The sequence below is a fragment of the Nonomuraea sp. NPDC049637 genome, from assembly GCF_040675235.1.
Taxonomy (GTDB): domain Bacteria; phylum Actinomycetota; class Actinomycetes; order Streptosporangiales; family Streptosporangiaceae; genus Nonomuraea.
In genome coordinates, this window is the sequence record NZ_JBFAOM010000092.1 from 1 (window position 1) to 11813 (window position 11813).

General features: G+C 73.8%; 12 protein-coding genes. 9 read left to right on the plus strand and 3 right to left on the minus strand.

Annotated elements, in window-relative coordinates; all coding sequences use genetic code 11:
- Together AB0J71_RS48925 and AB0J71_RS48930 are read right to left on the minus strand one after the other, a co-directional pair.
- A partial coding sequence (locus AB0J71_RS48925) for an amidase family protein (protein ID WP_364421217.1) occupies window positions 1-964 on the minus strand: 964 nt, incomplete at its 3' end.
- Window positions 965-1117: 153 nt separating this feature from the next.
- Complete coding sequence (locus tag AB0J71_RS48930; RefSeq protein WP_364421219.1) at window positions 1118-2245, minus strand: esterase-like activity of phytase family protein; 1128 nt, start codon at window positions 2243-2245, stop codon at window positions 1118-1120.
- Between the two features lie 253 nt (window positions 2246-2498).
- Between AB0J71_RS48930 and AB0J71_RS48935 the strand changes: the two genes are divergently transcribed.
- On the plus strand, window positions 2499-4361 hold the full coding sequence (locus AB0J71_RS48935; RefSeq protein WP_364421221.1) for an ABC transporter ATP-binding protein: 1863 nt from the start codon (window positions 2499-2501) through the stop codon (window positions 4359-4361).
- Between the two features lie 14 nt (window positions 4362-4375).
- Here AB0J71_RS48935 and AB0J71_RS48940 read toward each other — a convergent pair whose 3' ends face one another.
- Window positions 4376-4918 (minus strand): GtrA family protein, encoded by a 543-nt coding sequence (locus AB0J71_RS48940; RefSeq protein ID WP_352330427.1) that lies wholly within the window; start codon window positions 4916-4918, stop codon window positions 4376-4378.
- Window positions 4919-5155: 237 nt separating this feature from the next.
- Here AB0J71_RS48940 and AB0J71_RS48945 point away from each other — a divergent pair, with 237 nt between their 5' ends.
- The 8 genes from AB0J71_RS48945 to AB0J71_RS48980 form a co-directional block, all read left to right on the plus strand.
- Entirely contained in the window at window positions 5156-6166 is a 1011-nt protein-coding gene (locus AB0J71_RS48945; protein WP_364421223.1) for an ABC transporter substrate-binding protein, read from the plus strand.
- Window positions 6163-7203: a methyltransferase gene (locus AB0J71_RS48950; protein WP_364421225.1), complete on the plus strand. Its 1041-nt coding sequence runs from the start codon at window positions 6163-6165 to the stop codon at window positions 7201-7203. The genes AB0J71_RS48945 and AB0J71_RS48950 overlap by 4 nt, the downstream gene beginning before the upstream one ends.
- Before the next feature lie 148 nt (window positions 7204-7351).
- The gene (locus AB0J71_RS48955) at window positions 7352-8434 is read left to right on the plus strand and encodes a hypothetical protein (protein ID WP_352327216.1); all 1083 of its coding nucleotides are present in this window, start codon (window positions 7352-7354) and stop codon (window positions 8432-8434) included.
- A complete protein-coding gene (locus AB0J71_RS48960; protein ID WP_364421227.1) occupies window positions 8431-9708 on the plus strand; it encodes a hypothetical protein in 1278 nt (425 codons plus the stop codon). The genes AB0J71_RS48955 and AB0J71_RS48960 overlap by 4 nt, the downstream gene beginning before the upstream one ends.
- On the plus strand, window positions 9705-10091 hold the full coding sequence (locus tag AB0J71_RS48965; RefSeq protein ID WP_364421229.1) for a FixH family protein: 387 nt from the start codon (window positions 9705-9707) through the stop codon (window positions 10089-10091). The genes AB0J71_RS48960 and AB0J71_RS48965 overlap by 4 nt, the downstream gene beginning before the upstream one ends.
- Before the next feature lie 45 nt (window positions 10092-10136).
- A complete protein-coding gene (locus tag AB0J71_RS48970) occupies window positions 10137-10745 on the plus strand; it encodes a helix-turn-helix domain-containing protein (RefSeq protein WP_352327213.1) in 609 nt (202 codons plus the stop codon).
- On the plus strand, window positions 10742-10942 hold the full coding sequence (locus AB0J71_RS48975; protein ID WP_352327212.1) for a ferredoxin: 201 nt from the start codon (window positions 10742-10744) through the stop codon (window positions 10940-10942). Before AB0J71_RS48970 ends, AB0J71_RS48975 begins: the two co-directional genes overlap by 4 nt.
- A 1-nt stretch (window position 10943) precedes the next feature.
- Window positions 10944-11813 (plus strand): cytochrome P450 (locus AB0J71_RS48980; protein ID WP_364421231.1); only part of this gene is annotated, 870 nt, incomplete at its 3' end.

Sequence of the window (11813 nt, forward strand, 5' to 3'; positions counted from 1 at the left end):
CCTGGTTGTCGCCCGCGACCGAGCGCCACACGCCGACGCGGGCGCCGTTCAGCGCGCCGGGACGCAGGGCCTTGAGGTAGTCGCGGTCGCCGCCCGGGACGGTCGCGGGGTCGCGCGGGTCCGGCCCCTGGATGGCCGAGAGCACGGCGGCGGCGTCGGTGAGGTTCCTGGTGATCGGCCCCGCGGTGTCCTGCCGGGCCGAGATCGGCACCACGCCGGCCCGGCTGACCAGCCCGATCGTGGGCTTGATGCCGACCACGCCGTTGATCCCGGCCGGGCAGACGATCGAGCCGTCGGTCTCGGTGCCGATGGTGACGGCGGCCAGGGTGGCGGCGGCGGCGACCGCCGAGCCGCTGCTCGACCCGCAGGGGTTGCGGTCGAGGACGTAGGGGTTGTTGGTCTGCCCGCCGATCGCGCTCCACCCGCTGGAGGACGGGCTGGAGCGGAAGTTGGCCCATTCCGACAGGTTGGCCTTGCCCAGGATCACCGCGCCGGCCGCGCGCAGCCGCTGGACGATGAACGCCTCCGCGGCCGGCCGGGCGCCGAGCAGCGCCTGCGAGCCGGCGGTGGTGCGCAGCGGCGCGGCGGTGTCGATGTTGTCCTTGAGCAGGACCGGGACGCCTTCCATCGGCCCGTGCGCGCCCCGGCGGCGACGCCGGTCGCTGCGCTCGGCCTCGGCCGGCGCGCCTGGGTTGATCTGGACGACCGCGTGCAGCAGCGGGTCCACCGCGCGGATGCGGTCGAGGTAGAAGCGGGTCAGCGTCACCGCGTCGAAGCGTCCGCGGTCCATGGCGCGTTGCAGGTCGAGCACGGTGGCGCGGTCGAGGTCCAGCCCGCGCAGGACGGTGCCGGCGGACGGCGGGGCCGCCTCGCGCGCGTGCGCGGGGACGGCCGCGGTTAACCCGGCGGCCAGCGCGAGCGCCAGAGCGGCGGCCGCCCGGCGTGCGGGCTTCAGGAGAGTCATGGCTGTCGAGCGTAGCCATGATGCTTTCCCGGAAAAATATTCCAATTCGTATATATCCGCCACCCTCGGTCCGGGCCGGTCCCCGCGGGCGCGGGGACCGGGCCGGCGGCGGGGCGGGCCCTTCCTCCGCGCCCCCGGACCGGTGGCGGGGCGTCAGGGGCAGCCCGTGGCGGCGAAGGCCGTGAACTGGCTGACCTCGTTCCTGCTGAAGTTGTCGTCCGAGCCGATCACCAGCGTGCACTCCCCGGTGGCCAGGCGCGGCCCCCACGACATGGCCTCCAGGTTCTGCACCGGCGGCCGGAAGTCGCCCAGGTCGTAGACCAGCCGCTTGCTGACCGGCCGGTAGCCCGCGCTGAGGTCGTCCCGGTCGAGCACGTTGGTCGCGCCCGTCAGGTCGATCTCGTACAGCTTGACCTTGTAGTCGACGCCCTCGATCCAGGAGCGTTCCAGGGCCAGGTAGCGGTGGTCGTCGATGGGCAGGATCTCCGAGACCCCGCTGTCGGACTCCCCGGTGGGCGGCACCGGCGCGGCCGGGAGCGCGTCGAGCGGGTAGACGAACTGGCCGCGCGGGACGCCCCGCCGGTCCCACACGGTGAGCCGGGCGGGCGCGCCGTGCCGGACCGTGGGCGGCTCGCCGTCCTCGTACCGCGGGCCCTCGGTCATCGCCGTGATCCGGCGGGCGGTGACGGCCAGGCCCTCGAAACCGGCGTTGCGCCGCGGGCCGTGCTCGGTGGTGGTCAGGCGCAGGTTGCCGGGCAGGCGCAGGTCCCCCAGGTGACGGCCCTGGAGGTCGGCGGCGCGCACGCCGGAGGCGGCCAGCGGCAGGTCGGGGTGGCCGGCGTCGGGGCGGTCGCCCTCGTCGCCCCACAGCAGGCGGCCGGACCAGCGGTCGTACCTGACGGACTCGGGGTCGGCCGAGCCGGGCTTGCCGTAGCCGGGGTAGGGGGTGCCGTCCTGCCTGGTCAGCGTGGTGACGCCGGTCAGGCTGATGCCGGTGAACGCGCCGGAGTCCCGGTCGATGTCCAGGCGGGCGGTGTAGAAGCGGGCGGGACCGTAGCGCCAGCGGTCGTCGGAGATCAGGTACCAGGCGCCGGTGCGCGGGTCGCGGTCGATGCCCGACACCCCGCCGACGGTGGTGCCGTCGAACTGCATCAGGTACGGCAGCCGCTGCTCCCCCAGATAACGGGTGATGCGGACCTCCTCCCGCGGGGCCGCCCAAGCCGGCTGGGTGACGCTCATGGCGACCGCGCACGCGACCGCGAACCCCGTGATTCTTCGCATTCCGCCCCCTGTGTCGTTCTGGTTACGTGGAGTGACCGGGGGACATGAAATCGTGCCGCGCCCGCCGGGGCGACCGGGACACGCCGCCGCCCGCGCGTCTTTGCCTGGCGGGCCGTCTGTCGGGCCGTCTGTCGGGCCGTCTGTCGGGCCGTCTGTCGGGCCGTGGACAGGCCGGTGGCGCACGGGCCACCGTCCTGTCACCGCGGCGCGCGAGGCGGCGGAAACTGTCGGTGCCCGTCCGCACACTCAGCGCATGCCCGATGAGCCTCTGGAACTCGGTGAGATCACCGTCTCCGACTGGTACGCCCACAACGACAAGATGGCCGAGGTCGGCTTCCTGACCATCGCCAGGCGCCTGCCCTCGCTCGTGAGCCAGGCGATGCACATGGCCTGGCGGGCCGGCCCCCGCGACACCGTGGCCACCATCGCGCTCAACCTCCTCGGCGGCCTGTTCACCGCCTTCGGCCTGCTGGCCACCACCGGCGTGCTGAGCGCCCTGTTCAGCGAGGGCCCGACCCCCGACCGGGTGCTGGCCGCCCTGCCCAGCCTCGTCCTGGTCGGCGCGGCCGCCGTGCTGCGCACGGTGGTGCAGGCCGGCGCGGGCTGGGCGCAGTCGCGCCTGACCCCGCAGATCTCCCGCCACACCGAGGAACGCCTCTACGGCCTGACCAGCCAGGTGGAGCTGGTCGCCTACGACGACCCGGAGTTCCACGACAGCCTCGAACGCGCCAACATCCGCGGCGTCAGCGTGGCGAGCGCGGTGGTCAGCTCGGCCATCAACGTCGTCACGGCGGCCGTCGGCATCGCGGCGGCGGCCGGCGTGCTGGGGGTGCTCCACCCGGTGCTGCTGCCGCTGCTGCTGCTGGCCGTGCTGCCCGACGCGTGGGCCACCGTGCGCGGCGCCCGCATGCGCTACTCGACGATGTACTCCCTCATCCCCGCCCGCCGCCGCAAGTGGATCATCGCCGAGCTGCTGGCCGACCGCGAGCCCGCCGCCGAGGTGCGCTCGTTCACCATGCGCGGCTTCCTGCTGCGCATGTACGACGCCGTCGCCAGGGCCGAGCAGGAGGTGCTGCTCACCCTGGCCAGACGCCAGACTTTGGCCGGCCTGGTCGGCGAGGCACTGGGTGGCCTCGGCACCGCCCTGGTCTACGTCGCGCTGGGCGTGCTGCTGGCCGTGGCGGCGATCCCGCTCGCGGTCGCGGGCACCGCGGTGCTGGCCATCAGGACCGGCCAGTCCTCGCTGGCCAACCTCCTGTACGCCACCAACCGCCTCTACGAGGACGGCCTCTATTTCACCGACTTCCTCCAGTTCTGCGCCGACGCCGAGCGGCGCGTGCCCGCCGCCCGCTCCGCGGCCGTGCCCGAGGGGTTCGAGCGCATCGTGGCCGACGACGTGACCTTCACCTACCCGGGCGCCGACCAGCCGGCGCTGCGCGGGGTGACGGTCGAGATCAAGCGCGGCGAGGTCATCGCGTTCGTGGGCGAGAACGGCTCAGGCAAGACCACCCTGGCCAAGATCCTTTCCGGCCTGTACGAGCCCGACACCGGCACCGTCTCCTGGGACGACGTCGACCTGGCCGACGTGTCCCCCGACGACCTGCGCCTGCGCACGGCCGTCATCGCCCAGGACCACACCCGCTGGCCGCTCACCGCCCGCTACAACATCACCATGGGCACCGACAAGGGCGAGCCCGCCCTGGTCGCGGCCGCCTCGGTCGCCGGGGCCGACGAGGTGGTCGCCGGCCTGCCGCACGGCTACCGCACGCTGCTCGACCGCCGCTTCAAGGACGGCTGCGAGCTGTCCGGCGGCCAGTGGCAGCGCATCGCGGTGGCCAGGGGCTTCCACCGGGACGCCGACCTGCTCATCTGCGACGAGCCCACGGCGGCCCTCGACGCCCGCGCCGAGCACGCCCTGTTCGAGCGCATCCGCGACCACTCCGAGGGCCGCACGGTGCTGCTCATCACCCACCGGCTGGCCAGCGTGCGCTACGCCGACCGGATCTACGTCCTCGACCACGGCAAGGTCACCGAGCAGGGCGACCATCAGGCGCTGATGGCGCTCAACGGCCTCTACGCCGAGCTCTACACCCTCCAGGCCGCCGCCTACCGCTGACCCTACCGCTGCCCCTACCGCTGCCCCTGCCGGACGCCGGACCTGCGGGGCTTGCGCTTGGCCACCGGCAGGGTGCGGCGTCCGTGGTACCGGGGGACGGCAACCGGCCGCACGCCGGCGGAGTGGGTCTTCTCGTCGGGGAAGACCCACTTCCGCAGCGCCCAGAAGCGGAACACCATGGCGACCAGCGTGCCGACGAGCTGCGCGCTCACGAAGTCGGCGATCTCCTGGGCGGCCACGCTCACGTCGGGGACCTCCAGGCGGAACACGTACCGGGAGATCCACAGCGGCGCCGAGCTGAGCACCAGGCCGATGCCGCTGACCAGGAAGAACAGCCCCGCCTCGTGGCGGCGCTCGCGACCGCCCCTGAGCCGGAACGACCACTCGCGGTTGAGCACGTAGGACACGATCGTCGCCACGAGCACCGCAATGATCTTCGCGGTCACCGGCTTCGGTTCCAGGACGGTCAGCTTCAGCCCGTAGAACACCGCGTTGTCCACCACGAACGTCGCCCCGCCGACCACCGCGAACTTCAGCAGTTCACGGTGCCTCAGCACGAGCGCCTGCAGCGGCGCCGGTAATCTCGCGAGTACTGCTTCTGCGATTCGGAGCACTCTCGATCTTCTCATCCGTCCGGACCGCGAAGGACGGGCGTTCTGACACGGCGGCCTTCCCATTCTGACCGGGCGTTGCAAGGCGGGCCTCCCGATGGTGCACTCAAGGGCGTTGGTTCCGACCTGTGTTCAGGCCGCCAGCGGGAGCGAGGGCCGGCGGCGGACCTCGAAGGGAGAACCGTGAGACGATTACGTCCCCTACTGCCGTTCCTGCTCGCCGCCCTGGCCGTCCTGGTCGCGGCCTGCGGCGGGGCCGCGCCCGGCGGCCCGCGGACGGCCGGTTCCGGCGCGCCGCCGGAGAAGATCAGGATCGGCGTCATCCCGATCCCCGACAGCGCGCTGGTCTACCTGGCCCGCGACCGCGGCTACTTCGCGGCCGAGGGGTTGTCGGCCGAGCCGGTGACCGTGCAGGGCGGCGGCCCGGCGATCGACCGGATGAAGGGCGGCGCCCTGGAGTTCGGGCTGGTCAACTACGTGACGGCGTTCCTGTACCAGCGGCGCGAGCCGGGGCGGCTGAAGCTGGTCGCCGACGCCTACCACGCCGCGCCGGGCGCGTTCCAGCTCTTCGTGGCGCCCGGCAGCCCGATCAGAAACGCGCGCGACCTGCGGCGCTCCGGCGGCGCGAAGAAGAGCGTCGCGGTGGCCACGCTGCGCTCGGTCGGCACGCTGAGCGCCGAGACCGTGCTCGCCGCGGCCGGGGTGCCCGCGGACGACGTCGCGTTCAAGGAGATCCCGCTGCCCGACATGCCGGCCGCGCTGGCCGCGCACGCGGTGGACGTGGCGTGGATGACCGAGCCGTTCATCACCGCCTACCGCCGGCAGGGCGGCCGGTCGCTGGGCGACGCCATGGCGAACGTCCCCGCCGGGTGGCCGATCGCGGGGTGGGCCACGACCGCCGCGTACGCGGCCGCGCACCCCCGGGCGGTCGCCGGGTTCCAGCGGGCCATGGCGCACGCCCAGCTCGACGCCCGGGACCGCAGGCTGGTCACTGGGGTGCTGGGCACGTACACGAAGATCCCGCGTGAGGTGCTGCCGACGATCACGCTCGGCTCGTTCCCCGCCGCGCTGGAGCCCGAAGGGCTGCAGTCGGTGGTGGACACCATGGTGAGGTTCCGTTACCTGCCCGCGCCGCTGCGGGTGGAGAGCATGATCGTCCGTCCGGCCTGGGAGTCGGGGAAGGGGAACCCATGAGCGAGACGCCGGAGCGGGCGCGGGTGCTGCGCCTGATCGACGACTTCATCCTGTACGCCGCCGTCCGGGCCGCCCTGCGGCTGTCGGTCTTCGACCTGCTGGCGGCCGGGCCGTGCGCCGTGCACGAGCTGGCCGACGAGATCTCCGCGGGCGGCGCCGGCCGTCCCGACGAGATGCTGCTCGGCCGCCTGATGCGGGCGCTGGAGCACCTGCGGCTGGTCGAGCGGGACGCCCGCGGCCGCTACCTGCTCACCGGCGAGGGCGACCTGCTCACCAGCGGCCGGGACGACTCGCTGGCCCCCGCCGCGCTGATGTGGGGCGAGGAGCTGTGGCGCGACTCGGCCGACCTGCTGCACCGGACGATCATCAGGGGCGCGCCCGCCGCGCTGGAGCTGCACCAGGTGGACTCCCCCTACGCCTGGCTGGGCGCCCGGCCCGCGGCCGGCGCCCTGTTCAACGAGTTCATGGCCACCCGCAGCGTCACCGTGGCCCGCGCGCTCGCCGAGCAGGACGTGACCGGCGTGGACACGGTCGCCGACATCGGCGGCGGCACCGGCATCGTCCTGGCCACGATCCTGGCGGCCCGTCCGCGGCTGCGCGGCGTGCTGTTCGAGCTGCCCGAGGTGGCCGCGCAGGCCCGCCGTCACCTGGACGGGCGGGCGGGCATCACGGTGGCCGAGGGCGACATGTTCACCGACCCGCTGCCCCGGGCGGGCCTCTACCTGCTGGGCAACATCCTGCACAACTATCCCGACGAGCAGGCCGCCAAGCTGCTGGCGCGGCTGGCGTCCCTGATGGACGGCCGCGCCGAGTTGTGGATCGTGGACGCCGTCCTCGACGACGACCCGCACCGCTCGCCCACGTCGGCGGTCGCGCTGGACATGAAGATGCTCACGTTGTTCAGTGGCGGCCAGGAACGCACGCTGACCGAGGTCGAGAGCCTGCTGGGGGCGGCGGGGCTGCACGTCGCCCGCACCGAGCCGCTGCCCCACGGGCTGCACCTGGTGGTGGCCAGGCAGCGCCCGGCTCCGGCGTGAGGCCCCGGCCGCCGCGCACCCGCGGCGGCCGTCGGCGAGACTGGCGGCCACGGGCGTCGGCCCGGGCCGCTCGGCGACAGTGATCTTGGGCTTTCCGCCACTTCGCGGCTTCTGGAAGTATTCGATCATGGAAGAAGGGAGACGCGAAGTGGCAGAGGCCAACGCGGGCGTACGACGATTACTTGCGGACTCCGGGGAGCCGCGCGGATGGGTGCCGCTCCGGGCGGATCTCGTCACCGCGCTGCTGGGGGTCTGGTTCGGCGTCGGGTTGATGATCGACGCCTGGGCGCACACCAACCGCAGCGACCTGGAGACGTTCTTCACGCCGTGGCACGCGGCGTTCTACTCCGGGTTCGCGGCGGTGTCCGGCTGGATCATCTGGCAGGTGTTCCGCAACGTGCGGCTCGGCCGGCAGGGGGTCGCGGCCGTTCCCCAGGGTTATCTGGCCGGGCTGGTCGCCATCCCGGCGTTCGCGCTCTTCGGGCTGGCCGACATGACCTGGCACACCGTGCTCGGCATCGAGACGAGCGTCGACATCCTGTTCAGCCCCTCGCACCTGGGGCTGATCGTGACCATGCTGCTCATCATCACCACGCCGCTGCGCTCGGCCTGGAACGCCCCCGACGTCGGCGTCCGGCCCTCGCTCGGGCGGCTGTTCCCGGCGCTGGCCGGGCTCGCGTTCGCGGCCACGCTGGTGTCGCTGTTCCTGTCGTACGGCGACGCCCTGCAGTACCGGTCCGCGCGCGTCGTCGAGGCGTTCTCCAGCGTGGACGGGCCCGGCGCCGAGCATCTGGCCACCTCCATGGTCATCAGCAACGTCGTCCTGCTGGCCCCGGTGCTGCTGGTGGCCCGGCGCTGGAACCTGCCGTTCGGCGCGGTGACCGTCATGTACACGATCGCCGTCCTGATGCCCGGCGCGCAGACGGCGTTCGAGAACGCGCCGACCCTGCTCACGTTCGTCGCCGCGGGCCTGGCGAGCGACGTGCTGATCCGCCTGCTGCGCCCGTCCGGCGCGCGGCGGGGCGCCTACTGGGCCTTCGCCGGGCTGTCGGCCTTCGTCACCTGGTCGCTCTACATCGGGGTCGCCTCGGCGGCCGTGGGCACGCTGCCCGCGGTGCCCGAGCTGTGGACCGGCGCGCCGGTGGTGGCCGGGCTGATCGGCCTGGCGCTCGGGGCGCTGTTCCTGCCGAACGCGCTCCCCGCGGACGCGGCCGACGCCGGACGGGCATGATCCGGCCGCTCCGGGTCCTGTGTCTCGTCGCCGTACTCCTGCTCGCGGGCGCCGCCCCGGCCGCGGCCCACAACGTCACGGCCGGCGCGGACCTGCGCTTCGCCCAGACCATCGCCGGCGCCGAGCTCACGGTCGTGATCAAGGGCACGTCGCGGGTGCCCGGGCCGCTGCTGATCGGCGTGATCGCCTACGAGCCGGCGACCGGGCCGCCGATCGGCCTGGAGGTGCGCTCGGTCGAGGACGGCCGCAGGGCGACGGCCACCGCGCAGCCGTCCGCCACTCCCCGGTACGTCAAGATCACGGTCGAGCGCACCGGGCCGCACGAGCTCAGGCTGACGGCGGGCGACGAGGTCGCCGTGCTGCCGTTCCGCGTCCTGGTGGACCGCGGCTCCGCCGGCGAGTTCCTGATCTACGGCGGCCTGCTGGTGGCCGGGCTGCTGCTGGTGGGCGGCCTGCTCACCGGCGCGCTGTCGCGCAGGACGCCGGCGATGCTGCTGGCCGGTGGCGCGGCGGCCGCGGTGACGGTGGCCGCGATGGTCGTGGTGTTCGAGCCCGCGTTGCCGCCCCCGCCGCCGGACGGCGCCGCCCCGGCGGTGAACACGACGGCTCTCGGACGGCCCTTCGCGCAGGGACGGGTGACGACCGTCCCGGCCCGTCCGGCGGCCGGCGCGGAGTTCACGCTGCGCCTGGACCTCACCGACGGCTCGACCGGGCATCCGGTGGACGACCTCGTCCTGCACCACGAGGCGCTCGCCCACCTGGTGGTCACCAGCGAGGACGGCGCCTGGTTCCGGCACCTGCACCCGCTGCGCACCGCGCCCGGACGGCTGGAGGTCCGGCTGCGCGCCGACCGGCCTGGCCGGTTCCTGGCCTACGCGGAGCTGGAACGCGAGGACTCCGGCGGCCAGCTGCTCGGCGGCGAGTTCCGGGTCGCCGGGCCCGCGGTGGCCGCTCCGCCGCCGGCGCCGCCCGCGGCGGGGGGCACGCCGGTGGTGCGGCCGTCCGTGCCGGTCGCGGGGCGTCCGGCGGCGATCGAGGTGGCTCTCGGGGTCACGCCGCGGCAGTGGCTGGGCATGTCGGGGCACCTGATCGTGCGCAGCCAGGACGGCGGGTTCCTCGGCCACGTGCACGAGATGGGCGCCCCCGCGCCCCGGCTGCGCTTCACGTTCAGCTTCCCGGCGCCGGGCCGCTACCTGGCCTGGGCGCAGTACGCGGCCGCCGATCGGATCGTGACCGTGCCCTTCACCGTCGAGGTCGCGGAGGCCCTCGGATGAAGCGGATCCTGGCCGTCGCCGCCCTGCTCGCGGCGGCCCTGGCGGTGTTCCTGTACGTGCGCGGCCCGGCGCCCGGCCCGCTCACCCTCACCAGCACCGGCGAACGGTACGCCGTCACCGTCGTGGTCCCGAGGCCGACGACGGGCCGCGTCACGGCCGAGGTGCGGGTGACCTCCGGCGACCCGCACACGGTGGCGCTGTCCACGGTGATGCCCGGCATGGGCCACGCCACCCCGGAGATCGTCGCCGACCCGCGGCAGCCGGGCCGTTACGTGGCCGAGGGCGAGTTGTTCCCGATGGCCGGGGTGTGGGAGCTGTCGGTCCGGCTGAGCGGCCCGGCGGGAGAGGAGGTGCTGGTGGTGAAGGCGCCGATCACGGGATAGGCAGCCGCTCTTGACGGATGAAATGAACGATCTTTTAATTCGTCCATGGGACGGATCGCCGGCGTCACCGCCGCCGAGACGCGGGAACGCCTGCTGCGCGCCGCCGCGGACGTCTTCGCCAGGCGCGGCTACGACGGCACGCGCGTCGCCGACATCGCCGCCGCCGCCGGGGTGAGCAACGGCGCCCTGTACGCCCACTTCGGCTCCAAGGCCGGCCTGCTCGTGGCAGCGCTGGGCGCGCACGGGCGGCGGCTGATGGACGGCCTGTTCGCCGACGGCCCCGACCGGCCGGTCGCCGACCTGCTCGTCGCCGTCGGCCGCCGGCTCCCCCGCCCCCTGGACGCCGGCGGCGACCTCGTCGTTGAGGCGCTGGCCGCCGCCCGCCGCGACGAGGACGTGGCCCTGCCCATGCGCGACTACGTCGGCGAGCGCGCCCACTGGCTGGCCGGCCTGGTCCGCGCCGGCCAGGACGGCGGCGAGCTGGACCACGCGCTGTCACCGGAGGCGATCGCCCATTTCTGCCTCCTGCTCGCGATGGGCAGCGCGCTCATCGCCCCCGACCCCCACCAGGTGGACGAGGAGGAGTGGGCCAGGCTGCTCATCCGCGTCGTCGCCGCCCTCTCCCCCGCCCCACCGCCCGAAGGAACGCCGTGAGAGTACAGATCGACCCCGAGCGCTGCCAGGGACATGGCCGCTGCTACGACCTCGCCCCCGACCTGTTCGGCGAGGACGACGAAGGTTACGGAACGGTCCTCGGCGACGGCCAGGCGCCGCCCGGCCAGGAGCGCACCGCGCGGCTGGCCGTCTCCAACTGCCCGGAGCGGGCCATCGACCTGCTCGGGGAGGCGTGACATGAGTGTGGACGAGCGGTTCGTCAAGAACTTCGCAGAGCCCGGCGACGACGAGGTCGTCGGCACCCGCAGCGAGATCGTCACCGGCCCGGTCTCGGACTGGGCCACCGACTTCTCCCACCTGGAGCCGGAGTGGGCCGCCGACCCGTACCCCATCCAGGACGACCTGCGGCAACGTTGCCCGATCGCGCACACCGACCGGTTCGGCGGCGGCTGGCTGCCCACCCGCTACGAGGACGTCGCGGCCGTCGCCTACGACACCGAGCGGTTCTCCTCACGCTCGATCATCATGAGCAACTTCCGGCCGCCGCGGGAGAGCGCGCCGGTGGGCGGCACGCCGCCGATCTCGTCCGACCCGCCCTTCCACCACGACGCCCGCAAGCTGCTGCTGCCGGCCTTCACCAAGACGGCGGTCGCCAGGCGGGAGGAGTCGACGCGGGCGTTGTGCCACGAGCTGATCGACGGCCTGGAGGGCCAGGACGTCGTGGACGCCGCCCGCGACTACGCCCAGCACATCCCGATGCGGGTGATCGCCGACATGCTGGGCTTCCCGCCCGAGGACGGCCCGCGCTTCCGCGAGTTCATCGAGAACGCCCTGGAAGGCGTCAACCTGCCGCCCGAGCAGCGGACCGCCAACATGGGACGGCTCTTCGACTACCTGCTGGACCAGATCCGCGACCACGTGGAGCACCCGCGCGACGACCTCACGACGTACCTCGTCGAGGCCGAGCTGTACGGCCACAAGCTGGAGGCCGGGCACGTGGCGGGCACGATCGCGCTGCTGCTGATCGCCGGCATCGACACGACCTGGAGTGCGATCGGCGCGTCCCTGTGGCACCTGGCCAGGACGCCCGCCGACCGCGAACGCCTG

Coding starts and splice junctions, on each gene's coding strand:
- AB0J71_RS48935 (WP_364421221.1), top strand. CDS start 2,499: ATGCCCGATGAGCCTCTGGAACTCGGTGAGATCACCGTCTCCGACTGG.
- AB0J71_RS48970 (WP_352327213.1), top strand. CDS start 10,137: ATGGGACGGATCGCCGGCGTCACCGCCGCCGAGACGCGGGAACGCCTG.
- AB0J71_RS48965 (WP_364421229.1), top strand. CDS start 9,705: ATGAAGCGGATCCTGGCCGTCGCCGCCCTGCTCGCGGCGGCCCTGGCG.
- AB0J71_RS48950 (WP_364421225.1), top strand. CDS start 6,163: ATGAGCGAGACGCCGGAGCGGGCGCGGGTGCTGCGCCTGATCGACGAC.
- AB0J71_RS48930 (WP_364421219.1), bottom strand. CDS start 2,245: ATGCGAAGAATCACGGGGTTCGCGGTCGCGTGCGCGGTCGCCATGAGC.
- AB0J71_RS48960 (WP_364421227.1), top strand. CDS start 8,431: ATGATCCGGCCGCTCCGGGTCCTGTGTCTCGTCGCCGTACTCCTGCTC.